Source organism: Propionivibrio sp., assembly GCF_049316945.1.
Taxonomy (GTDB): Bacteria; Pseudomonadota; Gammaproteobacteria; order Burkholderiales; family Rhodocyclaceae; genus Propionivibrio.
Map to the genome: position 1 here is coordinate 1 of NZ_JBMOJE010000020.1, position 25,347 is coordinate 25,347.

17 protein-coding genes and 1 tRNA gene are annotated in these 25,347 nt (G+C 58.1%); 7 read left to right on the top strand and 11 right to left on the bottom strand.

Going from position 1 to position 25,347, the window contains the following annotated elements; all coding sequences use genetic code 11:
* Position 1 precedes the first annotated feature (1 nt).
* A tRNA-Val gene (locus ACOYNV_RS06670) sits at positions 2 to 76 on the top strand.
* 637 nt (positions 77 to 713) lie between these two features.
* On the top strand, positions 714 to 1,406 hold the full coding sequence (locus tag ACOYNV_RS06675; protein WP_422898974.1) for an SOS response-associated peptidase: 693 nt from the start codon (positions 714 to 716) through the stop codon (positions 1,404 to 1,406).
* A 25-nt stretch (positions 1,407 to 1,431) separates the two neighbouring features.
* Here ACOYNV_RS06675 and ACOYNV_RS06680 read toward each other — a convergent pair whose 3' ends face one another.
* From ACOYNV_RS06680 to ACOYNV_RS06695, 4 genes are read right to left on the bottom strand one after another with little or no spacing between them, the layout of a single operon-like run.
* Positions 1,432 to 2,589: an iron-containing alcohol dehydrogenase gene (locus tag ACOYNV_RS06680; protein WP_422898975.1), complete on the bottom strand. Its 1,158-nt coding sequence runs from the start codon at positions 2,587 to 2,589 to the stop codon at positions 1,432 to 1,434.
* Positions 2,590 to 2,634: 45 nt separating this feature from the next.
* Complete coding sequence (locus ACOYNV_RS06685) at positions 2,635 to 3,042, bottom strand: response regulator (RefSeq protein ID WP_422898976.1); 408 nt, start codon at positions 3,040 to 3,042, stop codon at positions 2,635 to 2,637.
* Positions 3,039 to 3,266 carry a hypothetical protein gene (locus ACOYNV_RS06690; protein WP_422898977.1) on the bottom strand — a complete coding sequence of 76 codons (228 nt, stop codon included), beginning with the start codon at positions 3,264 to 3,266 and terminating at the stop codon, positions 3,039 to 3,041. The genes ACOYNV_RS06685 and ACOYNV_RS06690 overlap by 4 nt, the downstream gene beginning before the upstream one ends.
* Positions 3,263 to 4,150: a cache domain-containing protein gene (locus ACOYNV_RS06695; RefSeq protein WP_422898978.1), complete on the bottom strand. Its 888-nt coding sequence runs from the start codon at positions 4,148 to 4,150 to the stop codon at positions 3,263 to 3,265. The genes ACOYNV_RS06690 and ACOYNV_RS06695 overlap by 4 nt, the downstream gene beginning before the upstream one ends.
* A gap of 757 nt (positions 4,151 to 4,907) precedes the next feature.
* Between ACOYNV_RS06695 and lysM the strand changes: the two genes are divergently transcribed.
* The 4 genes from lysM to cobA all read left to right on the top strand — a co-directional run bounded on the left by lysM (position 4,908) and on the right by cobA (position 12,044).
* Positions 4,908 to 5,378 carry a peptidoglycan-binding protein LysM gene (lysM, locus tag ACOYNV_RS06700; protein ID WP_422898979.1) on the top strand — a complete coding sequence of 157 codons (471 nt, stop codon included), beginning with the start codon at positions 4,908 to 4,910 and terminating at the stop codon, positions 5,376 to 5,378.
* Between the two features lie 70 nt (positions 5,379 to 5,448).
* Positions 5,449 to 9,735, top strand: a complete 4,287-nt coding sequence (locus ACOYNV_RS06705; RefSeq protein ID WP_422898980.1) for a response regulator — start codon at positions 5,449 to 5,451, stop codon at positions 9,733 to 9,735.
* Positions 9,732 to 10,883 carry a response regulator gene (locus ACOYNV_RS06710; protein ID WP_422898981.1) on the top strand — a complete coding sequence of 384 codons (1,152 nt, stop codon included), beginning with the start codon at positions 9,732 to 9,734 and terminating at the stop codon, positions 10,881 to 10,883. The genes ACOYNV_RS06705 and ACOYNV_RS06710 overlap by 4 nt, the downstream gene beginning before the upstream one ends.
* Positions 10,884 to 11,246: 363 nt before the next feature.
* Positions 11,247 to 12,044 (top strand): uroporphyrinogen-III C-methyltransferase, encoded by a 798-nt coding sequence (gene cobA / locus ACOYNV_RS06715; RefSeq protein WP_422898982.1) that lies wholly within the window; start codon positions 11,247 to 11,249, stop codon positions 12,042 to 12,044.
* 89 nt (positions 12,045 to 12,133) lie between these two features.
* Here the strand turns inward: cobA and ACOYNV_RS06720 are convergent, their stop codons facing one another.
* The 6 genes from ACOYNV_RS06720 to ACOYNV_RS06745 all read right to left on the bottom strand — a co-directional run bounded on the left by ACOYNV_RS06720 (position 12,134) and on the right by ACOYNV_RS06745 (position 23,431).
* Entirely contained in the window at positions 12,134 to 13,162 is a 1,029-nt protein-coding gene (locus ACOYNV_RS06720; RefSeq protein WP_422898983.1) for a DUF1615 domain-containing protein, read from the bottom strand.
* 286 nt (positions 13,163 to 13,448) lie between these two features.
* Complete coding sequence (locus tag ACOYNV_RS06725; protein WP_422898984.1) at positions 13,449 to 15,308, bottom strand: diguanylate cyclase; 1,860 nt, start codon at positions 15,306 to 15,308, stop codon at positions 13,449 to 13,451.
* Between the two features lie 211 nt (positions 15,309 to 15,519).
* Positions 15,520 to 18,102, bottom strand: coding sequence for a cyanophycin synthetase (gene cphA, locus ACOYNV_RS06730; protein WP_422898985.1), 2,583 nt, complete (start codon positions 18,100 to 18,102; stop codon positions 15,520 to 15,522).
* A 101-nt stretch (positions 18,103 to 18,203) separates the two neighbouring features.
* A complete protein-coding gene (cphA, locus tag ACOYNV_RS06735) occupies positions 18,204 to 20,369 on the bottom strand; it encodes a cyanophycin synthetase (protein ID WP_422898986.1) in 2,166 nt (721 codons plus the stop codon).
* A gap of 267 nt (positions 20,370 to 20,636) precedes the next feature.
* Positions 20,637 to 21,110 carry a DUF1854 domain-containing protein gene (locus ACOYNV_RS06740; protein WP_422898987.1) on the bottom strand — a complete coding sequence of 158 codons (474 nt, stop codon included), beginning with the start codon at positions 21,108 to 21,110 and terminating at the stop codon, positions 20,637 to 20,639.
* On the bottom strand, positions 21,107 to 23,431 hold the full coding sequence (locus ACOYNV_RS06745; RefSeq protein ID WP_422898988.1) for an ABC transporter ATP-binding protein: 2,325 nt from the start codon (positions 23,429 to 23,431) through the stop codon (positions 21,107 to 21,109). The genes ACOYNV_RS06740 and ACOYNV_RS06745 overlap by 4 nt, the downstream gene beginning before the upstream one ends.
* A 390-nt stretch (positions 23,432 to 23,821) precedes the next feature.
* Here ACOYNV_RS06745 and ACOYNV_RS06750 point away from each other — a divergent pair, with 390 nt between their 5' ends.
* On the top strand, positions 23,822 to 24,646 hold the full coding sequence (locus tag ACOYNV_RS06750; protein WP_422898989.1) for a transporter: 825 nt from the start codon (positions 23,822 to 23,824) through the stop codon (positions 24,644 to 24,646).
* A 174-nt stretch (positions 24,647 to 24,820) separates the two neighbouring features.
* Here ACOYNV_RS06750 and ACOYNV_RS06755 read toward each other — a convergent pair whose 3' ends face one another.
* Entirely contained in the window at positions 24,821 to 25,267 is a 447-nt protein-coding gene (locus tag ACOYNV_RS06755) for a c-type cytochrome (RefSeq protein ID WP_422898990.1), read from the bottom strand.
* Positions 25,268 to 25,347: the final 80 nt, after the last annotated feature.

Here is a 25,347-nt window from a genome sequence, read left to right on the forward strand (position 1 = left end):
CGGGCGGTTAACTCAGCGGTAGAGTGCCACCTTCACACGGTGGAAGTCACTGGTTCGATCCCAGTACCGCCCACCATTTAATCAATGCGTTAATCTGTTTCCGTTGTGCCATTGTGGCGATGGGTAATGGGCTGAAAAGCCGCGCTGTTGCCAGGTATGACCATCAGGAATGGCACAGTTTTTATGCAATGCGAAAGTCGCTAGTTCAATCAAGAACAGCGTGCCAGTAAAGAGAAGGCTCACAGCGATGTGAGCTTTTTTTCTTTTACGGACAGGTTTTGTGCAGGGGCGCGTTGCTGCCACGGTGGATGTAGCCGCACCCTCTTCTCGGGTCTGCCGATCTCCTGATAACTTACAGCCTATCCCGGCACCCATCCGGGCAAGCGGCAGTCGCGAAGCTGGCCGAACCAACCGAGGCCCACCTGCGCCTGATGGGTTCTGGAGAAAACCGACCGGCCCGATCACGTTTTGAAAATGGCACGCTTGGCCATATTGAATCCGGGTAATCCAGGAACTGTTCAATCCGATCCGTGCTCCAAGATGAACAAAGGCGGTACGCGGCTGATGACGCCTAGCACGTTGATAGCGTTTGGCGCTCAGGCACGTTTCATTCGGTTGCTGAAGACATTTACATGGAGTGGGGAGAGATGAAGCGGAAAATGGAATCGCTTGGCAAGACGACCCGATGGGATGATTTGCCGGTGGGGTCATAGATGTGTGGGCGGTTTGCTCTAAAGGAAACTCGTGCCGAACTGATTGCACATTTCGGCCTGGACGAATGCGCCGGTTTTTCCGCACGTTACAACATACCACCAGGCGCCGACATCCCCGTGATCAGGCAGTCGCCGGAAGGTAAGCGCGTTCTGCGCCTGTTGCGCTGGGGGCTGGTTCCGCGATGGGCGGTTGACCCAGCCATTGGGGCCAGATTGAGCAATGCACGGGGCGAGACCGTCGCGGAAAAATTTGCGTTTCGGTCATCTTTTCAGTCTCGGCGGTGTTTGATTCCGGCGTCGGGGTTTTTCGAATGGCAGGCGCTGGATAGGATCAAACAGCCATTTTTCATCAGCCTGAAGTCAGGCGAACCGTTGGCGATGGCCGGACTCTGGGAATCCTGGAGGGCGCCGGATGGTTCGATTCTAAGAACCACGTGCGTCGTAACGACATCAGCCAATGATTTGATCGCACCGATCCATGATCGAATGCCTGTGATTGTTGCGCCCGAGCATTGGTGTGATTGGCTTGAAGGGACGGTTGAGAAGGCCTCGGGGTTGGTTGCTCCATTCTCGGCTTCGGAAATGCAGGCTTGGCCGGTACATCGGCGGGTGGGCTGGTCTGGAGAAAAAGAAAAGGAACTGATTGAGCCATTCGGCAGCAATCAGTCTTGTCCTGCCATTCCATTAATTTGAAACCTTTCGCATCACTTTTCAGAATTCACAGGGAACAGGCGGCTCGAATGATTCGCTCAGTCCTGGCTTCATCGAGTTCGGCGTGGCCCCCCAGGGCAGAATTCCCATGATTGCGCAACGCTTGCATGATGCGCGGAACGGCCCCGCTGTCGGAAATGTCGGTATCGCGCAAATGCAAGGGCATGTTCACGCTGCGGTACAGTGCTTCGATCGCGGCAATCGTTGCTTCGGCAGTCGGATTGCTCAAGCCGAACACGTTGCGCCCCATCTGCTCCAATTTGGCACCCTTGGCCCTGATCGTTTCGCGTAGCAGCGACGGCTGCAGGATCGACAGGGTGCGCGCGTGGTCAATGCCATAGAGCGCGGTCAACTCCACGGCCATGCGGTGGGTCGCCCAATCCTGCGGGACGCCGACCCCGATAATTCCGCAGAGGGCCTGGTTGGCGGCCCACATCAGATTTTGCGTCCAGCCAGTTTCACGGCGTTGATCAAAGCTGTCCGCCAGCGTCTTCAGTGCGCGCATGACCGCTTCGCCATATCCGTCCTGCACCAACGCCCCCACAGGGTAGGTCAGGTATTGTTCGCAGACATGAACGAAGGCGTCGACCAGACCGTTTTCCAACTGACGGTCCGGCAGGCTGGCCATGACCTGCGGATTCAGGATAGCGAAGCGCGGGCGAGCGGGCTGAACGTAAAATACCCGCTTTTCATGCGTCGCCGCACGCGTAACCACGGCGCCCGCATTGGACTCCGAGCCGGTTGCCGGCAGGGTGAGCACGACACCGACCGGCAAGGCCTTCTCAACCACATGCTTGCCGCTGACGATGTCCCATCCGTCCCCCTCGTAGAGCGAAGCCGAGGCAACGAATTTCGCGCCGTCACTGACCGATCCGCCACCAACAGCAAGAATGAAATCCAGATTTTGTGCACGGACAATGTCGACCGCCCGGTCAAGCGTTTCGAGCGTTGGATTCGCTTCGACACCGCCAAATTCGACCACTTGGTAACCGCTCAGAATTTGGGTGATCTGTTCGTAGATGCCATTACGTTTGATCGACCCAGCGCCGTAGAGCATCAGTACTTTCGCATTGCGCGGGATCAACTCACTCAGCTTGGCAAAGCTGTCAAGCCCGAAGTGAACCTGGGTCGGGTTGTGGTAGCAAAATTCGAACATGTGCTGCATGGAGAAGCTCCCTGTCACAGTTGTTGCAAACTCAGTCCCGCCGCTTTACCGCGGCTGCAGGTCAAGCCCGGAGCTGAAATAGGTCTGATTCCTGTTTACCGTGCGAATGGCCAGCATTAACTCTTCACCAACCGCCATCTTGGCGACGTAGCCAAGGGCGCCAGCTTCGATCATTTCGGCAATCCGTAGCGGGTCGACATGGGCCGACAGGCCGATGACTTTCATCTCGGGGTGGCGGGCGAGTAGTTGTCGCGTCGTTTCAATGCCGCTCAGGCCAGGCATGCTCAGGTCCATGCACACCACCTCCGGGCGGCTTTCGCCAATCGCTTCGAGGACGGCGTGGCCGTTTGCCGCTTCGCCGACGATTTCAATATCGGGCGCCATTTCCAGAACCATGCGTAGCGCACTGCGGAATATCATATGGTCATCGGCCAGCAGTATGCGTATTTTCATGGCGCTCTCCGCTCTGTTGCTTGAATGATGAAGGCCTGCAAAGCTTCAATCTGCAGTGGTTTGTAATGTACGGCGATGCCTTGGTCGGCCATGCTGCGGATCAATGCCGGATCGGTGTCGCCGGTAATCAGCAGTGCCGGCAGATCGCTACCAAAAGCGTCTCTGGCCGCCTCGATTACGGCGAATCCGGTTTCCGAGTTGGCCAGGCGATAATCCGAAATCACGATATCCGGCCTCCGATCCCCCAGGCGGTCAAGCAGTTCATTGCCGCTTGTTGCCGCCTCAACATCCACCAGACCAGCCCGCCCACCATCAAGCTCAGGAAAATCATGGCGATCAGCATGCGCTGCTGCATGCCGCGGATCGGTGCAAAGGCTTCTTCGGTGGGCATTACGGCAGACATGATCCAGCCTGCGGCGGGGATACCTTTGGCCGAAGCCAGCGTTTCCACACCAAGTGGATTGACGATGACGGCAGAGCCTTCATAGCCATTGATGAAGCGGTCGATCAAGGGGTTGATGCCGGGGGCGGGTTGTACTTCCATGATGCGGCTTTTGTCGGTTGCGGTGACAATCAAACGGTGCTGGGGATCGACAAGCAGATAACCGCCGGTTTTGGCGTAGCGGCTTGCCATAATGCCATCCAGAAAATTGGGACGGCCCAACTTGATCACGCCTTCGAGCGAACCGATGACTTTTCCCTGGGCATTGCGAATGGGCACCGCCAGGCCAATCAGCGGACTTTTCAGTTGGTTGTCAAGGAGTGGGCGGCTAATCGACGCTTTGCCTTCTTTGAGTGCGGTGGCTACATTTTCGGCGAACATATAATTGCCCCCGAGCCGTTGCGCCGACGCGGGATAATCTGCAATCGCCGTGCCATCAAGGCCATGGGCGATGATGCCGCCGTTAAACAGCGTGTGCAGCAGTGTGTGCTGGTCGATCAATGCCTGCATTGCCGCGGGCCCTTGCTGCATCGGTTGCATGGCCGAATCCGCCGCATTTTCCAGCGCTTTGAGGCGGTTATCCATTTCATTGTTAATCTGAGCAGCAATCAGGGACACGGTAGAGAACTGTTGTTCGCTTGACAGGCCCTCCATGTCCTTGCGCAACACCTGGGTGGAGTAAAACGACAGCGACCATAGGCACGCCAGAAAGATGGCCAGCGTGCCGAGGGCGATTCTGGTTTTAAGGGACTGCCTGGGAGGTTCAAGCGACGGCATGTTGTTTTCTCCTTTTTGATACCGCTTGCAAGAAGCTGGAACGTCATCAGTTTTCTGATCGGGTTAGTGTGAAAGTCGCCAGAGCGACTCTCGAACCTCCCCTCGCCCGCTGGGATAACCAGCGACTTGGCTGCCGTCTTTTGGCAGCTTAGTCGAGTGGCTAGTAGTTTCATCAGAGGGGTCGGGGGTGAGGGAAACGGGCAGGATTTTCATAATTTGGGGCGCCTTGCAAAGCCATGCCCGTTAGCTGCGGATGCGGACCAAAAACATGTATAAACTGTATAAATCCAGTCAGGTATTAGAAATACTTGTTAACTGGTATTTTATCGGAAAATGCCGATGGATTCTTAACGTGAAAGTCGCTAGCGCGACTTTCAAGGTAATGACATCGAATGCGCCTTGCCTCGTTTCAACCACCGTCGCAGAAAATGCCTGCCTTAAAAGCCTGGCGAGGTCATTATGAAGCCGCTTTACTTTCATCATATTGCTTTTGTATTTCAAGCTTGAATCCGCCATGGCTTTGCTTATACTGGAAATTCTTTAAATGACAGGAGGTTTTTCATCATGAAGAAAAAACATTTTTCTCCTCACGGTTATTCGGCAGGTCGCGCGATCAACCGCCGCGTCGATTGAGAGGGAGATCGTTATGGGACTTTTTTCTTTTATCAAGGAAGCGGGCGAGAAACTTTTCGGCCACGGCGAGGCGCAGGCTTCTCAGTCCGATCCGGCGGTCGCCAATGCGTCAGCGGCAAATGCCATCAAGGATTACATCGCCAGGATGAATCTATCCGCCGAGGAACTGTCCGTAGGGTTCGACGGTGCGAGCGGAACGGTTACCGTCGCTGGCAAGGTCGCCACCCAGGCAGTCAAGGAGAAAATTCTGCTGTGTTGCGGCAACGTGGCCGGCGTGGTGCAGGTAGAGGACCAGTTGACTGTTGCCGAAGCCGCTGCTGAACCGCAGTTTTACACCGTGGTGCGAGGCGACACCTTGTCGAAAATCGCCCGGGAATATTATGCTAACGCCAATGACTACATGAAGATCTTCGAAGCCAACAAGCCGATGCTTGCCCATCCGGACAAGATTTATCCCGGACAGGTGCTGCGCATTCCCAAGTAGGTCTATCTGCCGTTTGGCAACAGATACTTGATGCAGGAAGTTTTGTTGCTGTTTGAACCAAGGATTGGCCATGAGATGGCATGTAGCTTCCTGGGGGGCCAAGATCGTCAGTTGGCCTCTCAAGATCAAGCTGGCCTTGTTCGGCGTATTGATCTTCGTGCTCTGCATCGGCGCCCTGGCCTGGTATGTGGAGGATAGCCTGCGCGATGACTTCGAACAGTTGATCGCCGAAGAGCAGGCAACCGCGGCCGCCTACGTCGCTCGAACACTGGATGTCGAAGTTCGGCTTCGGATCGATACCCTTTCTGCCCTGTCCAGGCGGATCGCTCCGCTTCTCACAAAACCCGCGCCTGTTCTGGATGCCTACCTGACCGAACAGGTGGTGGCGATGAAGATTTTTACCAGGGACATCTTTGTCATTTCAAAGGCCGGGATCCGCATTGCCGAGGCGCCTATTCGCGGCAATGTCGGGAGTTCGTATGTCAATGCAAACTACTTCACGAAGATCATGGCGACCGGTAAGCCTGATGTAAGGGCTTTACTGGCCCGCTCTCCCCGTAAGCCATTCATTCTCGTGTGCGTACCCATTCCGGGGGATGGCAGCGCTGTCGCTGGAGTCCTGTGCGGAACGGAAATCATTGCCTCAGGTAGCCACTTTCATCTGGCCGAGGAGGTCCGCAATGGCAAGACCGGCGGCTTTCATGTCATCTCGCCCGAGTTGGGCATCTTCATTGCAAGCACCGATACAACGCGCGTCCGGCAGCCTATTCCATCGTCCGGCACCAATCAGCTATTCGACCGTCGTCTTCAGGGATATCTGGGGCCGGACATCGGCGCTGACTCGAAAGGCGTCGAAATCCTCAGTGCGGCCGCCCGTACTTCGGTGGCCGACTGGATCGTCGTGGCCTATTTGCCGACAGATGAGGCTTTTGTTCCGGTGCGCGGGGTGGCCGCTCGAATCTACGGCGGGGCCATGCTGATTGCGCTATTTGCCGGACTTCTTCTCTGGCTGGCGCTGAAGTATGAACTTGCGCCGCTCGAAGTTGCGGCTCGACGAATGGGGGAGTCAGGAAGTAACGCGGGAAGTAACGCAGGAAGTGATGCGGGTAGCGGCGCCGTCGTCCTGGAGCCGTTGCCGATTGAAGGCAGCGGAGAAATCCGTCTGCTTTTCGCCAACTTCAATCGTTTGCAGGCTTTCATTGCTGAACAGAACGACACCATCCGCCGCGAACGCGATCAGCTCGAAACGGCTGTTGCCGAACGAACCCGTGAACTCGTTCTGTCGAACGCCGATCTGAATGTCCGTTCGCAGGAGGTTGAGGATCTCTATAACCATGCCCCCTGCGGTTACCACGCACTCAACCCGGAGGGTATCTTCCAGCGCATCAATGACACAGAACTGGACTGGCTGGGCTATGCGCGCGAGGAACTGGTCGGCAAGATGCCCTTTACGCAACTGATTTCCTCGGCAAGCCAGAAGATGTTCACCACCTACATCGCGGCATTCAAGAAGACCGGTTCCGAGCGCAACCTGGAAATTGACCTGATCCGCAAGGACGGGAGCGTCATGCCCACGGTGTTGAGTGCGCGGATGATCCTGGATGGTGACGGGAATTTGATTTCCATACGCTCCACCCTCTTTGACAACACGGAAAGGAAAGAACTGGAGTCCGCCTTGCGCAAGAGCGAGGCGCTGCTGCACGGGGTGCTGGATAACACCCCGGCGCTCATTGGTTACTGGAACCGGGAACTGATCAACGAATTTGCCAACCATTCCTTCAAGGCAGTGTATGGCCTGCGGCCGGAGGAGGTCCGGGGCCGCCACTTGCGGGAGGTGGTCGGCGACACGGCCTTCGAACTGAGCCAACCCTTTATCGCCGGTGTACAGCAGGGACAACCCCAGTCCTTCGAGCGTGAACTTGTTGATTGGCGCGGCAAGAGCCACTGGGTCCAGGTCAATTACATTCCGGACCGGAGTGGCAATGCAATCAGGGGGCATTTCTCCCTTGTCTCCGACGTCACGCCCCTCAAGGACAAGGAAAGGCAGATTGCGGCGCTGAATGTTGAACTGGCGAGGCGTGCCGATGAGGCGGAAAGTGCAACGCGGGCGAAGAGCGTTTTCCTGGCCAACATGAGCCACGAAATCCGCACGCCGATGAACGCCATCGTCGGATTTACCCACCTGCTATGTCAGGAAGTTACCCTGCCTGACCAGGCCGACAAGCTCAGAAAGATTGCCGCCGCCGCCGATCATCTGCTGCGTGTGATCAACGATATCCTCGATATCTCCAAGATCGAGGCCAGTAAACTGGTTCTGGAAAGAATCGATTTCGATCCCGAAACGCTGCTCACCAACATTTCATCCATGGTGCTTGAACGCGTCCGCGAGAAAGGCCTGGAACTTGTCATCGAAACCGATCCCGGGCTTTGTCTCCTGAACGGCGACGCCAACCGCCTTGGCCAGTGCCTGCTGAACTATCTTGGCAACGCGGTCAAGTTTACCGAGCGCGGTACGCTGGTCTTGCGCACCCGTCTGGTCGAGGAAAGTGCCGATAATGTGCTGGTTCGCTTTGAGGTCCAGGATTCCGGTATCGGCATAACTCCCGAACACCAGTCGCGTCTGTTCCAGGCGTTTGAGCAGGCCGACAGTTCGACGACCCGGCGTTTTGGCGGAACCGGCCTCGGTCTGGCGATTTCCAGGCACCTGGTCGAGTTGATGGGAGGCGAGGTCGGGGTCGAGAGCAAACCCGGCGTCGGCTCCACTTTCTGGTTCACCGCACGGCTCGGCCGTGGTCAGGCATGTACGCGTCCCCTGTTGCCGAACCCCGATTTACGCGGTCGCCGAATACTGCTGGTCGATGATAACGACGCTGCCCGCGAGGCTCTGGGGTCGATGCTGCGCAGCATGAGCTTCAACGTCACGCCGCTGGCCTCCGGCACAGACGCCGTGGCTGAAGTCGTTCGCGCCGCGGCGGTTGACGATCCCTACGAGATCATCTTGCTCGACGAGAAGATGCTGGTCATGGATGGCCTTGCTACCGCCCGGGAAATCCGTCGTCTGGGCTTGGAGCCACCGCCTGGGCTGGTCATTGTCAGCACGGCGGGTGGTGACGAATTGCGCAAGTCGGCAGCGGAAGCCGGTATCGATGATGTCCTGGTCAAGCCGGTCAGTACCTCGCGCTTGTTCTCCACCATAATGCGCTGCCTGGGCGCCGAGCTTGACGAGTTGCCGGCCGCGCCCCTGACCGCTTCGCCGCTGGCGTCTCTGCTCGGGACGATCGCCGGCGCACGTATCCTGCTGGCCGAAGACAACGAGATGAACCAGGAAGTGGCGACTGAGTTGCTGACCAGGGCCGGCTTCGTTGTCGAAGTCGCGGCCAATGGCCGGATCGCTTTGGAAAAGTTGCAGCAGGCCGACTACGACATCGTCTTGATGGATATGCAGATGCCGGAGATGGACGGCATTACGGCGACGCTGGAAATTCGCAAATTGCCTCTTTTCAAGGACTTGCCGATCGTGGCCATGACGGCCAGCGCGATGCAGGGCGACAAGGACAAATGCCTTGCCGCCGGCATGCAGGATCACGTTGCCAAGCCGATCGAGCCGGATGATCTGTGGCGTTCCCTGTTGAAGTGGATCAAGCCGAGGGCTTCTTCTGTTTTGGCTTCGGCGGCAAAGGCTCCGGCTGCGCAGGTGTCGGCCGACAGTGCCAATAGCGGGGGCGAGATTCCGAGCCGGATCGCCGGACTGGATACAGTGCTGGGATTGAAGCGCGCGCTGGGCAAGAAGGCGCTGTACCTCTCCATGCTGCGCAAATTCATCAGCGTCCAGGCAGCGGTGCCTGCGCAGATCACCAGCGCTCTCGATGGCAACGACTGGCAAACGGCCGAGCGCCTGGCCCATACGCTCAAGGCAACGGCCGCGAACATCGGAGCGAGCGTGATTCAGGAAATCGCTGCGCGTCTCGAAGCCGCAATCAAGGCGCACGAAGTGCGCCCTCTGGTCGATGCCTTGGTGGTCGAGGTGGAAAAGCCGCTGGCGGCCATGGTGACGGCGATGGTGACAGGACTGCGGGAAAACCTTCCCGATGACGAGGCCGTTACTATCCAGGCCACCATCGATCCGCAACAGTTGCAGGAAGTCTCAGCGCGCCTTGCCGCCTTGCTTGCCGACGACGATTCCGCCGCGACGGATGTGCTTGAGAAAAACGCGGCGCTCTTGCGCACTGCGTTTGGCATTCACTTTCGTGACATCGACGCAGCGGTGCACCGTTTTGATTTCGAGGTGGCACTGAGCGCACTTCAGGCAGCGGTTGCGGTCCAAGCGCTGGCCAATCATGGTGAGGAGAATAAATGAATTCGCTCGACTATCCCGTCCGGGCAACCATCCTCGTGGTGGACGATACGCCGGAAAACCTGGACCTGATGAGTTCGCTGCTCAAGGACGACTACAAGGTCAAGGTCGCCAATGGTGGCGAGAAGGCACTGCGCATCGCCCAGGCCGAGAACCCGCCCGACCTTATCCTGCTTGACATCTTGATGCCGGGAATGGATGGCTACCAGGTGCTCGATGGCCTCAAGCACGACCCGCGAACACGCGACATCCCGGTCATCTTCCTGACCGCCAAGGCGGAAGTCGAGGACGAGAAGATGGGCCTGGAGTTGGGGGCCGTGGATTACATCACCAAGCCGATCAGTGCGCCCATCGTGCTCGCCCGCGTCAAGACGCAGCTTGCGCTCAAGGCCGCCGCCGATTTCCTGCGTGACAAGGCCGCGTTTCTTGAAGAGGAAGTCGCCAAGCGCACTCGCGAAGTGCGAGCGATCCAGGATGTGACGATTCTGGCGATGGCATCACTGGCGGAAACACGCGATTCCGATACCGGCAACCACATCCGTCGGACGCAATACTACGTCAAAGCCCTGGCCGAGCACCTGAAAACCACCCCCCGTTTCGCGTGGTTCCTCACCGAGGCAAATATCGACCTGCTCTTCAAGTCGGCTCCGCTGCACGATATCGGCAAGGTCGGTATTGCCGATCGAATCCTTCTCAAACCCGGGCATTTCGACTCGCAGGAATTTGAAATCATGAAGACCCACGCGGCGCTGGGGCGCGATGCCATCGCCCATGCCGAGAAATCGCTGGGGGCCGACGTCGGGTTCTTGCGGATGGCCAAGGAGATTGCCCTGTCGCACCAGGAAAAATGGGATGGCAGCGGCTATCCGGAGGGGCTCTCCGGCGATGAAATCCCGATTGCAGCCCGGCTGATGGCCATCGCGGATGTCTACGACGCGCTGATCAGCCGGCGAGTCTATAAGGAGGCGATGCCGCACGAAAATGCTGTGCAGATCATCGCCGATGGCAAGGCCTCGCATTTCGACCCGGACATGGTCGACGCCTTTCTCCTGATTCACGAAGAGTTTCGCGCCATCGCCAGGCGTTTCGCCGATTCAGATTCCGCGCTTGAGTCGGTGGCAAAACGAACTGATCAGGTGGCCGGCAACTGAGCGGGCAGCGGACCGAGCAGCCCAGGTTTGGCAAAGCGGATCAGAACCCGGCGAACGTACTATCTGATATCGCACGACAAGCTGCTCTGCAACCTGCAAGTAAAGGCGATCTACAAGGTATAGTCTTGAAGGTTGCCGTATTCATTGGCTCTCCGACTGGCAGCGTTGCAGATCGCCTATCGGTGAGGCTTGCAGCCAGATATCAGTGCGATGTCCCCGCATCGCGCGAGATCTTGTTCCACGGATTGTCTTTCCAAACCGGCTTGCTGGCCGGGATGCGCTTCACATCTGCAGTATGGGCATTGATCGAACGCCCAGACTCCATCTACTATGTTTGCTTCTCAACCCAGAAGTCCGATAGCCATGAGCCAGTCTCAGCCTCCGCCGCGAACAGGCACCGTTTACCTGGTCGGTAGTGGCCCTGGCGCCATCGACTTGCTGACCGTGCGCGCCACCCGGCTGATCGGCGAAGCAGACGCTGTCGTCTATGACCACTTGATTGCTGAAGGCGTCCTTGGTCTGGCACGTGCCGACGCCCTGAAAATCTATGCCGGAAAGGAAACCTCAAAGCACTCAATGCCGCAAGGGGAACTCAATCTGTTGCTGGTACGACTGGCGCGCGAGGGAAAAAAAGTGGTGCGCCTGAAGGGCGGAGACCCGTTCATTTTCGGACGCGGTGGCGAGGAAATCGAAATCCTGTTCGAATTCGGCATCCCCTTCGAGGTCGTTCCCGGGGTGACAGCCGCTGCCGGCTGCGCTGCCTATGCCGGCATTCCGCTGACGCATCGGGATCATGCCCAGGCAGTGGTTTTCGTCACCGGCCACCTGCGCGACGGCACCGTCAATCTTGACTGGCCGGCTTTGGCGCGGCCAAATCAGACGGTGGTTTTCTACATGGGAATTGGCGGCATCGGCGAAATCTGTCGTCAGATGATCACCCACGGCCTGCCGGCAACGCAGCCGGCCGCGGTGGTCCAGAACGGTACGTCAAGTCGCCAGCGTGTCATCACCGCCGACCTGAGCACTTTGCCCTCCAGGGTGACAGAAGCCGGCATCAGCTCTCCGGCCCTGATCATCGTCGGTACGGTGGTCAGCCTGCAGAAGAAGCTGGCCTGGTTTGGTGCAAGAGTTAGCTCTGGCGGTCAGGAAGTCCGCGATTAGCGTCGTAGTATTCTGCCAAGAGATACATCGGATCTTCGTAGAGTGATTCAAGACGCCGTTGGCGAGCAGCACAGGCTTACGCTGACCGCCTACATCCTTTCCGGGACAGTTGGAACTGCGGCGCGCACCAGGCATCGCCGGTGCCGCTCGTCGACTCGGGTGGCAAACCACTCGGTGGTGAGTTTGCGAGTGATCTTGGGGCTGTGCAGCACTATTCGTGGAATCAGCGCACGCGGCAGTGGTTGCCGTTCCAGCCTGTCGGCAAGCTCGAACATCCGTGTGTAAAGTAGGGTGCGGTCAAACTCCTGGCTGCCCCCCTGCTCAAGCGCACGACGAATCGCTTGATGATTCATGTCAAGCGCCTTGCTGATCGAGCGCACGGCAAGTTCTGTGCTGCCGGGTTTGGCGGTATCGTCATCACCCTGGCGAAGCAGATCCCCGTCGAGATCGAGGGGTTTGCCCGAGGCCAGGCTCGCCGCATTCTGGAACGCGGCGTTGCGGCTCGCGTAGCGGCCGGCGTTGAAATCTGCGAAGCGGTAGATAAGTTTGTCGTAGGTGGCCGGATAACCGAGCAGGTGGGCGATGCCGAAGTACATGCCGCCGCGGCGCGTGAATACCTCGTGGCGGATCGAATTCGTCGTGCTGAACGGGTAAGGGTGTTCCTGCACGTGCCGCTCGGCGAAGGCGATGCTTACCTGCATCGCACCGCCGGTACGTACAGGATTCCAGTCGGCTAACAGGCGTTTACCCAGCGGCACCATAGCGATGAAATCCTCGAAAATCTCGCTCAGTTCCCTCTCTGTCGTGACCGCGTCGATGCGTTCGCCGTAACTTTTTCCGGTGGGCGACGATAGCTTCAGCGCCACATGCACCGCAAACTTGGGCACGCCGAGGCGCTCCGCCCGACGGTCGATCTCCTCCCAGGCGATGCGTCCCAGGTTCGGAACTGAAGGATCGGCGCGAACGGACGATTCCTGTTCGGTCACGGCGATTACCGCACAGATATTCTGGAGATTCGGTTTGATTTCAAGCGCTACAAACGCGGCATGGATGTCGACGGCCCAGCCCGGGCGATCGACCGTATTGGTCGGCAGCAAGCTCGCGATCTGGGCTCGCATATCCACCGGCCGTGGCGGTAAAGGCTCGGGTTGGGGTCTGTCACTGGCGCACCCGGCAAGCGTCGCGATGCCCAGGATGGCAAGCCAGGTAAAGGCGCGCAAGGACGTTGATACATAAAAGGGAGGTCTCGGTGTTGGGCGCATATGGAATAGAACGACTAACAAATGTGGCGGCCTGCTGTAGCGCAAAACAAGTGCAGAGGGGTACAGGGCTGGCCGTCGGAAGCAAGCCGGATGTATTGGAACAAACCCGGACAGAGTGAAACATTCTGCAGGGGGTTGCCGTTCAATACTCCTTGGTGTCGGTCCACATGCTGGGGTTGAACCGCACCACCCGGTTGCGGCCTTCTTCCTTGGCCCGGTACAAGGCGACATCGGCATACTTGACGGTCTGCCAGAAGGTGTCGCTGTCGGTGGGGAAATCGGCAATGCCGATCGAGATGGTTTTCTGGATGACCACGCTACCCACCTGAGTCTTGATGCTTTCCACGGCGACGCGGATGTTTTCGGCGACGCGGTCAGCATTATCGCCTTCTGCGTCCTGCAGGATGATGAGGAATTCTTCTCCACCGTAACGGATCACCATGTCAGAGGAACGAACGGTCTGCTTGAGCACTTTGGCCAGCGCTTTCAGAACGGCGTCGCCCGCGTCGTGGCCATGGGTGTCATTTACCATCTTGAAGTAATCGAGATCGAGCATCAGGATGGCCAGGTGAGCTTTTATCCGATGCACGTTGGCGACCAGAGTCTCGACATATTCTTCCAGGAAACGGCGGTTGTTCAGGCCGGTCATCGGGTCGCGCAGGTTGGCTTCGCGCAAGGTTTCCATCAACCGCTTGGTTTCCAGCACTGGGGAGGCCTCGCGCAGATAGACGTTGACGTAGGGTTCGATGGCGATGAGTCGGTGCCGATCACCGTGAGCAGCAACCAGTTGCAAAACGCTGCCCACCGCGCCGGACTGCATGATCGGAATGCAGATGTGCTGGTATTCCGAGTCTTCCGGTGGCTTGAACGAGTAACAGATGGCCGGGTTGGTGACGCCATCGACCACATGCCCTGTACGCCGGGCTCGGCAGGCTTCCGGACGAATCAGGATTTGCGGATCGCACCAGCGACAGTTGCCTCCGAACTGACCGTCGACAATCACGGCTTCCATCTGGTGCTTGTGGTGATTGAGTTCATAGATGGAAAATTCTTTGACTTTGAATTCGCTGTTCAGGGTCGCCGAGAGACGCTGGTAGATTTCGCTCTTGGTCTCGTCTTCTTCGATGGCCTGCTTGAAATGCGCTGCCTTGGTCAGGCCATCGACCATATCGATGGTGGCGGTCAGAAGGTTTTCATCCGGCGAGGGCGTGCGGCCGGTGAGGCGGGCGACGTTCTTGCCGATCCGGTTCAGACCGTCGTCAAGGAAGGTCAGCAGGCGGTTCATGTCGGCCGCGATATGGCCTATCTCGTCGTTGGTGTTATGTTCCACATGCGACTTGAAATCTCCCTCCAGGGCTTTGTGCACGGCCGTTTCCACCGCATGCGCCGTCGTCGAGACCGGTTTGAGCATGCGTCGCACCAGTACGATGAGCAGTATCCCGAAAAAAGCCACGGCGCCGACGATGCCGCTGATGGCCCACAGCGCCTTTTCCTTCAGGGCGTTGATCGACATGGTGATGGTGATTGCCCCGAGCACCGCACCTTCCTCGACCTGGTGGCATTGCAGGCAGTTGGGGGTGCCGCTTGATGAGGCGATGTAGGGGAACGTTCCACGAAAGACAAGATCGTTGCCGATATCGGAAATTACGAAATGAGGTTTCCCGAGTCGCAGTACATCACGGTCGCTACTGTCAGCTTCCGACTCTTGCATGAGTCCCTTGCCGAACTGTTGCTCGACGAGGGGAGAACGAATGACCCGGGCAGACTTGAGTCCCTGGACTTCCAGCAATCGCTTTAGGAATCCTTCCCGTTTGCTGATGGTGCCATTGATCATCGATTCGGTGAGATGCACGCGCACGATCTCGGCGGCGGTGCGCATGTGATCGGAAGCAGTATCCAGGGAAAAGTTGCGGAAGGCATACAGGCTGATGGCGACCAGCGCCACGATCAGCAATCCCACAATGCCGGCAAAGAAAAATGTGACTTTTGCGTTTAAATTCATGAAATGTCGCCAGTGCCGAGAATTATTCGGAATTCTGCAGATTATGCCTTCTCAGATAAGCCCTATCTACAAAAATGTTTTTCGGGTTTGTCGGGCGGGCAGAGCCTGTTGTGTTTTTGTGACAATATCCGACGCAATGCTATCTGAAAGGTTGGTTCTTCCCTGCGCAAGGAAGAAAACTCCGAGATTACCGGGGCAGGAAACAATACGGTCAGCCTTCAGCCACCCGCTTGGCGATGTGTGCCAGTGCTTCCTCAACCTGATCGATCAGAATCAGGCACAGGTCACCGGGTTTCAGATCGGCGAGCGCGCTGTCGATGGCCACGAATTCGCCATGAATTTCCCTGATCTCCGTGGTGCGCTTGGCTTTTCTAAGGCCCTGCTGCAGCAGGGCCAGGACTTCACCATCGGCGCGCCCACGTTGACATTGATCCTGATAAAGCACGACCTGGTCGAACGCGTCGCCGAGAATTTCGGTCTGCTGGCGGATGTCTTCATCGCGCCGGTCCCCGGCGCCACTGATGACCACTGAGCGACGTGTGCTCGCCGTGGCCGGCATGTTGTCGATGGCGCTGACCAAGGCCTGGATCGCGTCCGGGTTGTGGCCGTAGTCGGCGATCAGCGTCGCGCCACGGTAGTTGAAGAGGTTGAAGCGGCCAGGGGCGCTTTGGGCGTCGTTAACAAAGCTGGCCAGACCGGCACGAATGATCGCCCAGTCGATGCCTAGTGCCCACCCAGCGCCGGCTGCAGCCATTGCGTTTTCGATCTGGAAGCCGATGGCGCCATTGGCGGTAACCGGGATTTCAGCCAGCAGAATGCGTTGCTCGAAGCCGCGCTCGGAAGCGACGATCGAATCATCGTCGAGGTAAACCACACGTTTGCCCTGCGCACGATGCATGGCCATTACCGGATGGTTGCGGTCGCAGGCAAAGAAGGTGACTTTGCCGGGACAGGCGTCGGCCATGCGTACCACCATCGGGTCGGCCGCGTTGAGAACGGCGACACCGGTTTCCGGTTTGACATTGCGCACAATGACGCGCTTGACGACGGCCAGATCATCGACCGTGCTGATGTATGAGAGGCCAAGGTGGTCGCCCATGCCGATATTGGTGACCACCGCAACATTGCAGTAGTCAAACCCCAGGCCTTCACGCAGTACGCCGCCACGCGCAGTTTCGAATACGGCGGCATCGACGTCGGGGTGGAGCAGGACATTTTTTGCGCTTTTCGGGCCGCTGCAGTCGCCGGTATCGATGCGCTGGCCTTCGATATAGACGCCATCGGTGCTGGTCATGCCGACACGCAGGCCCTGGCTGCCGAGAATGCTGGCGATCAGGCGAACCGTCGTCGTCTTGCCATTGGTCCCGGCAACAGCGACCAGCGGGATGCGCGCATCGTCGCCTGGCGCAAACATGTTGGCGATAATCGCTTCGCCGACCGCACGACCTTTGCCGTAGGAAGGTTGCAGGTGCATGCGCAGACCCGGTGCGGCATTGAGCTCGACGACGCCGCCACCTTGCTCTTCGAGCGGGCGCAAGACGTTGTTGCATACGATGTCAACGCCGGCAATATCGAGGCCGATGGTTTGCGCGGCCGCCACGGCACGCGCCGCAAATTCTGGATGGACATCGTCGGTGACGTCGGTCGCCGTGCCGCCGGTGGATAGATTGGCATTGTTGCGCAGGATGACGCGCGCGCCTTTGGCGGGCACGGAGTCAGCCGTCAGCCCCTCGGTTGCGAGGCGGGCGAGGGCGATGTCGTCAAAGCGGATCTTGGTCAGCGACGTGGCATGGCCTTCGCCACGTCGCGGGTCGCTATTCACCAACTCGACCAGTTGCCGGACGCTGCGCACGCCGTCACCGGTGACTTGCGGCGGTTCACGCCGGGCCGCAGCGATCAGTTTGTTGCCGATGACCAGCATGCGGTAATCGTGACCGGGAATATAGCGTTCGACCAGTACCTCGTCGCTGATCTCGACCGCTACGGCGTAAGCGGCTTCAATCTGCTCGCGGCTGACGAGATTGACGGCGACGCCCTTGCCCTGGTTGCCGTCCTGCGGCTTGACGACGACCGCACCACCAATTTCGCAGGCGGCAGCCCAAGCGTCAGCCGCATTGACTACCGGACGACCGGCAGGCACCGGAACACCGGCAGCGTGCAACAGGTTCTTGGTTAATTCCTTGTCCTGCGCAATGGATTCAGCCACCGCGCTGGTCTGGTCGGTTTCGGCGGCCTGGATGCGGCGCTGTTTACTACCCCAGCCGAACTGCACCATGCTGCCTTCGGTCAGTCGGCGGTAGGGGATGCCGCGCGCAACGGCGGCGTAAACGATGGAACCCGTGCTTGGCCCGAGACGCACGTCTTCGTCGAGTTCACGCAGTCGGTGCAGTGCGTCGGTCAGATCGAAAGGTGTGTTTTCGACGGCTGCGTTGCACAGCGCTTGGGCAACTTCGAAAGCAAGGCGGCCGACGGCTTCTTCGCTGTATTCGACCACCACCTGGTAGACGCCGGGCTCCAGTGTTTGTGCCGTGCGGCTGAAAGTCACCGGACAACCGGCCTGCGCTTGCAGCCCGAGTGCGGCAAATTCGATGGCGTGGGCCATGGAAACGACCTCATCGCTGACGGTAGGCTGGAGCAGAGCAATCTCGGGGAAGCGTTCACGCAAGCGGGCTTCAAAACCAGGGATGTTGCCAATGGCGCGCTCGGTTTCAGTACAGGCGATGATGGCTTCAATCGCGGTATGCCGGCTCCACAGATTGGGACCGCGCAAGGCCCGGATGCGTGATATTTCCATAAACGTTTCCTCCAGGTTTTCAGTCACTCGGGATGTCTTGGCATCCGTGATCAGATCGTCGTTTTAGCCGCTGGCGTTGCCTGCTTCTTGATGTGTCTTGCTTATTCGACGAAGAATGTTTCTATTCCGGTGCGCATGACATCGGTCGAGATACCGAGAGCCCAGGCGGCTGCAACCGCCGCCAGAACATTCTCGACCTGCGGTTTGGCGTCACCGCCCTCGGTCAGCGGAATGTCTTTCAGCTTGGCCAGCGACACTTCATCCTTGCCACTGGCGAGCAGTACCCGCCCGTCGCGAACGATCACCGCGCGCTTGCCCTGCGCCCGATGTGCGGTGATGGCCGGCAACTCCGGGTCAAGCGCGAAGTAAATGACTTCACCATCGCACAGCGAAGACATCTCGACCAGCATCGGTTCCTTGGCGTTAAGTACCGCGGCACCCTTGGGCAGCACCAGGTCGATCTGGGTACGCAGAACGTTGTAAACCTGTTCCGGCGTTTCGATGTAGAAGCGGCCGGTGTGATGTTCAACATCGACATTGGTGATGACGCCCACCTGGCAACGGTCGTAGGCCAGCCCTTCGCCGAGGATGGCGTCGCTACCGTTCTCGAAGATGGCCGCTTCAATGGAGCGGTTCATCAGGATGCGGGTGGCCGCCTCCCATTTCGCACAGTCCCCTTTGTCAACCAGCCGGCGATCAAGGAAGAGCCCGTCGCTGCAGGCCAGTCCGGTGTGTTTTCCGGAAAGGGTGAGCAGCCGGGCGATGAGGCGGCAAACCATGGTTTTCCCGTAACTGCCGGTCACGCCAACGACCGGAATGCGGCCATCGTCACCATTCGGGAACAGGTGTTCGACGATGGCGCGACCGACCGGGCGCGGCCCGCCGTTGGCGTGTTTCAGGTGCATCAGCAGACCCGGGCCGGCATTGACCTCGACGATAGCGCCGCGCTGTTCGTCAAGCGGGCGTGAAATGTCTTCACAGACCAGGTCGACTCCGGCAATGTCGAGACCAACGATGCGTGCCGCGAGAGAAGCGACGGCGGCTACGCTCGGATGCACCAGGTCAGTCACATCAAGCGCGACGTTACCGTTGCGCTGAATCAGTATTTTCTGGCCGTCGGGCGCGATGGAGTCAGCGTGGAAACCTTGACGCTCGAGTTCCAGCCGAACCGCCGGGTCGTCTTCGAGAAGAATCAGGTTGAGCGGGCAGTTTTCCGTTGTGCCGCGCCGCGGGTCCGAATTGAGTTGATCGTCGATCAGTTTTGTTATGGTCGATTCGCCGTCGCCGGTCACGCAAGCCTCTTCGCCCCGGGCCGCCGCGACCAGCTTGCCGCCAACAACAAGCAGGCGATGCTCGTTACCAAGGATAAAGCGTTCGACGATTACCTCGCCGGCTTCGTCCAGCGCGAGTTGGTAAGCGGCTTCCACATCCTGGCGCGAAGTCAGGTTGGTGGAAACGCCACGACCATGATTGCCGTCGCGAGGTTTGACGACGACCGGAAGACCGATTTCTTCGGCGGCTTCCCATGCATCGTCCGCATCGACAACCAGCCGCCCCTCAGGAATTGGCAGGCCACAGGATTGCAGCAAAAATTTTGTCAGATCCTTGTCGCGCGAGATGGTTTCGGCGATGGCGCTGGTGCGGTCGGTTTCAGCCGTCCAGATGCGCCGGCTGCGTACGCCGTAACCCAGTTGCACGAGGTTGCCGGTGGATAGCATGCGAATTGCGGGAATACGCCGTTCCTTGGAGGTCGCCGCTTCGACGATGCAGCCCGTGCTGGGTCCGAGCAGTTTGCGATCGGCCATGTCGTGCAGACGTTCGACGGTGGTGGCGACATCGAAAGGTGTGTCCTCGATGGCGGCCATGACCAGTTCCCGGCCGGCTTCCAGGCAGGCACGGGTCACCTCTTCATGCCAGGCCCGGATGACCACCTTATACACGCCGCGTATCGAGGTCTGACGTGCCTTGCCGAAACCGCCGGGCATGCCGGCAAGGTTCTGCAGTTCGAGCGAGACGTGCTCAAGAATGTGCCCCGGCCAGGTGCCTTCTTCAAGCCGGCGTAAAAAACCGCCGCGTTCGCCGTAACTGCAGCGGTGCTCGATCAGAGAAGGCAGGAATTCTTTCAGGCGATCGACAAAGCCGGGCAGGGTGTTCGAAGGAAAGTCTTCCAGTTCCCCGATATCGACAATGGCCTCAATGACCGGACGGTAAGTCCAGATGTTCGGTCCGCGCAGATGGCGAATTTCGAGAAACTTGATGTCTTTCATTTTCGTGTCGTCAGTGTTGGCACAGTGGGCTGGCCGGTGAAATGAATAAAGGGCTGATTATCTTCCGATTAACGCTATTCGTGGCATTCCGCTTACGCTCAGAGGCTGTGAAAAAATTCTTGAACACCCACCGCAGAGGCGCAGAGGCGCAAAGGTTCCGCAGAGAAAACCTTTAAAAACAATGGGGTTCCTCTGCGCCTTTGCGCCTCTGCGGTGGATTTTTGATATTTTCACAACCTCTAAGGGAAAATAACCCGACCGGTGTTTTCAAAGGAAACGATCCAGAATCTTGCGGCTATGCTGGTCCAGCGCATAACGGTCGTGGATCAGGTAGTGAATGCCGTGGCTATCGGTGATCAGCAGCCCCGGCGAAGCCAGACGGCGGATATCTTCTTCACCCTTGAGAACAAGGTTGGTGTCGCCGTGATTGGTGATGACCTGCCAGGTGCTCGGTGTGGCAAAACTCGATACATTGATGATGCGGCTGATGACCGGCATGAACTCGCGGCTCGCCAGTTCGGCTTCGACCAGGGTGCGCAATTCGTCCGGCAGATCGCTCAACTGGTCAATCCAGGCCAATTCCGAACCGTGCGCGTCGACCAGCGCAATACCATGATCCGGCGAGGAAATAGGGAAAGCGCGTACCGGGACAACGCCTTCATGCAGTTCACCGTCTTTGCCGGTGAATAGCAGGCGACCGAAGGTGTCGCGGCCAAGCTGATAGTCAGGCGTGCTGTTCATTCTCGATCATCCCCGGAGCCTCTTTCAATTTCCACTCGGCTTAGTTCATCTTCGGTATCGACGTTGCGTGCCTGAGCCTGATACAGCCGGTAATAATGGCCTTCCTGCGCCATCAATTCATCATGATTCCCAACCTCGACAATACTGCCGCGATCCAGCACTACCAGGCGGTTGGCGTCGCGCAGGGTGGACAGGCGGTGGGCAATGGCGATGGTAGTACGGCCGCGTACCAGGTTGTCGAGGGCTTTCTGGATTTCCTTCTCGGTCGTCGTGTCGACCGATGAGGTGGCTTCGTCGAGAATCAGTATCTTCGGGTCGATCAACAACGCGCGAGCGATCGAGATGCGCTGGCGTTCGCCTCCGGAGAGGGCCTGGCCGCGTTCGCCAACCAGCGAGTCGTAGCCGTGGGCCAGGCGCAGGATGAATTCGTGGGCATGAGCGGCACGGGCAGCGGCGATAATTTCCTCGCGTGTCGCTTCCGGCTTGCCGTAGGCGATGTTCTCGGCAATCGTGCCGAAGAAGAGGAAGGGCTCCTGCAGAACAAGGCCGATGTTCTTGCGGTACTCGGCAACTGGCAGCGAGCGGATATCGACACCGTCGATCAGGATCGCACCTTCGGTCACGTCGTAGAAGCGGCAGATCAGGTTGACCATCGTGCTTTTACCGGAGCCGCTGTGACCCACCAGGCCGATCATCTCGCCCGGTTCGATTTTGAAGCTGATATCGCGGGTGACGCTGCGCGTGCCGTAACGGAAACCGACGTTACGCAGCTCGATACGGCCAGTTACTTTTGTTAGATGGACCGGATGGGCTGGTTCAGGGACGCTGGAAACGTGGTCGAGTATGTCGAAAATGCGCTTGGCACCGGCAGCGGCTTTTTGTGTTACGGAAACGATGCGGCTCATCGAGTCGAGACGCAGGTAGAAACGGCTGATGTAGGCCAGGAAGGCGGTGAGTACGCCGACGGTGATGTCGTTTTTCGAGATCTGCCAGATGCCGAAGGCCCAGACGATGAGCAGGCCGATTTCGGTGAGCAGGGTGACGGTAGGCGAGAACAGCGACCAGACCTTGTTGACCTTGTCGTTGACCACCAGATTGTGCTCGTTGGCCGCACGAAAGCGCGCCGCCTCGCGATTTTCCTGGGCGAAGGCCTTGACCACGCGGATGCCGGGGATGGTGTCGGCCAGCACATTGGTGACCTCGGCCCAGATGCGGTCGACGCGCTCGAAACCGGTGCGCAGCCGCTCGCGCACGACATGGATCAGCCAGGCGATGATTGGCAGCGGTAGCAGCGTGACCAGGGCCAGTTTGGGATTGATCGAGACCAGGATGCTGGTGGTCATGGCTATCATCAGCACGTCGGTGACGAAATCAAGGAAATGCAGCGAGATGAAGATGTTGATGCGGTCGGTTTCCGAGCCGATGCGCGCCATCAGATCGCCTGTGCGTTTGCCTCCGAAGTATTCCTGCGAGAGTTTCAGCAAGTGTTCGTAGGTGGTCGTTCGCAGGTCGGCGCCGATACGTTCGGAGACCAGCGCCAGAATATAGGTGCGTGCCCAGCCCAGCACCCAGGCCAGCAGCGCCGCACCGAGCAGTCCGGAGAGATAGAGGGTGACCAGCGCGGTGTCGATCGGCTTGCCGTTCTGATAGGGGATCAGCACCTTGTCCATCATTGGCATCGTCAGATACGGCGGAACCAGCGTTGCCGCTGTCGAAGCCAGCGACAGCAGGAATCCGGCAAGGAGCCGCCAGCGGTAGGGGTAGGCAAAGCGCCACAGCCGGAACAATGTCCACGTCGACGGTGGCGCGTGGATTTCCTTGCTGCACAGCGGGCACTCTTCCTGGCCGGCCAGCAGCGGCGTTTCGCAGTTCGGGCAAAGTGCCTGCGTCGGTGGCGGCGGGATTAGACCGGTGAGGCAAAAGGTGAGTTGCCGGGTGAAGTGCTCGATCAATCGCCCTGCGGCAATATCCCCGCCCAGCGTGTAGCGCCAGATGGCCAGCCGGTTGTTGTCATCAAGCAGTTCAAGACTGCCCACCCCTGAATGATCACTCCGCGTCAGCGTCAGTCCGGTGCGAAAAGCGTGGGTTTGCCAGTTGCCATCGTCAGCCGCTTTGGCGAGCAGTCTATGACTGGTAAGCACGACAACGCCGGGGGCAAATCGCAACTGGGCGTCAAGGTCAATCTCCAGCCAGGCCAGAACTTTTTCATCGCTGGCGAGTTGTGTCTCGACGGGTGCCTGCCATGCCGAGGGCAGGGGAATCAACGAAGTGCCTGGCAGCGTATTGTTGGCGATAGTGGGCGGCTGATTGCGGTTTGTCATTGTTGCGTTATTGTCGTGTGGGTATAACAGGGAGCGCCAAAGCGCGAGAGTATACCCGTCTTCTATCGTGTGCTGGTGCTGGACAGCAGAGCATTGGAAAATCGAGCTAGTGCTGCAAAGCGAATATAAATTGCGTGTTGTCGAGAAGGGCACGAAGAAACAACGATAGAAAGCTTTTCCAGAAGCCATGCCTGCAGAGCAAGCAGGACGGCCATCTTGAGCAGGACTGCCGTGGGAGCCTTTGTTTATGCGGATCTTGCGGCATGCACCGCTGGCATGGCGTATTGACAGCCTCGTAGCCCGGCAAGATTCCATGTGGTCAACAACGATTCTTATAAGCTATGCTTAAAGGCATAGTAGTAACCAAGTTCTGATTACGGATCTTTCCCAATGCACAATTTGCTCATGAAGTCATCCACACGTCTTGCCGCTCAAGTCATTCCACTCAAAAATTTTCTGATGCTTGCCGGCATTTCGCTTCCAGTCTTTGCTTTCCAGCCGCTGATTACTGACGATACGGGAACTCAGGGTGTCGGCGGCAATCAGCTTGAGCTTTCTTTTAATGAGGATCGTGCAAAACTGGCCGGCAACACTGACCGGATACGTAGCTTGCCGGTTGCTTATACTCGGGGATTGACCGATACAATCGATATTTTTGCCGGGATCAGCTACGCGAGGATTCATGCGGGCACCTCGGGTGATAGTTCCAGTGGCGCTGGTAATCCTGCTATAGGGGGCAAGTGGCGGTTCTACGAAAATGGAGAAAGCAAGACCAGTTTTGCGGTCAAGCCGGAAATTCTCTTCCCGGTCAGCTCTGACCGGGAAAGCGGCGGGCTTGGCACGGGCAAGACCTCGGGCAACTTGACGTTTATCCTTACCCAGGAAGTTCCATTCGGTGCCATACACTTAAATGCAGGCCTGGGCCGTGACCGTTTCCGCGATACCTTGATCAACCCTGATTTGACTAAGACGCGCGTCTCGATTGCTCCGGTATGGGATGTAACCGAACAATGGAAACTGGCACTGGATCTGGGGACGGAATCGGCTCGTGCAGGAGGAACCGGCGTTCGCTCTGATTTCGTGGAACTTGGCGCGATTTACTCGCCGAACAAGGATCTTGATTTCGCGGTCGGTTTCATTCACTCGGCCGACAATGACAGTCCGCGTACCACCACGGATACAGCCACTGCAGGCATTACCTGGCGATTCAAGTAAGCAGAAGACAACGCTCGTCACAAGCGGGTCGTGACAGGCTATCTGTTTGAATTTGCCCCCCTCTGACAAATTGACTGCATCTCGCATAAACGATGCTATAGCGGTCCTTCAAAGGTGGCACCAATGCTTGGACACTTCCAATTTTACTGAGGGCAGTTGATCCGGGCGTGTCAATTATTGCTTGAATGTCTTGTGACATTTTCGGCAACTGTCGTGAACAGCTTCGTAAGCTGTCGCCACTTGTTTTTCTTCGCCACTTTCGGCAGCCAGGACCAGGCGGTCAATGGCCTGTAAAAAGGCCTGTCGGTCCGCTTCGAAATGATCCGCCTCGCTCCAGACTTTGGCGGTGGCGTGGGTCGGCGGATAGTTCGTGTCGGTGCCAAAGTACTGCCATGGCCCATCCTTCAATTTGGCCAATTCCTTCGCCTGGACAATGAACCGATCTGCCTTGTACTGCTTTTCACGTAGTTGAATGCCCATCGGCTCAAAGGCAAGAAGGATTTTCTTGAAAGCAGCCCGACGATGATCTACCGGTTGGCCGGGGCGAGTATCTTGTGGTTCGCTACAGGCGGTCAGGGTTAGTGATATAAGGGCAGCGATCAGTATTGTTGGGTAGCGCATGGGGCCGTCCGGTCAATTTGAGGGAACGGATTATAGGCCCTTGTGGCGTGGAAAATGCTCTCTCTGACATGTGCAACTTC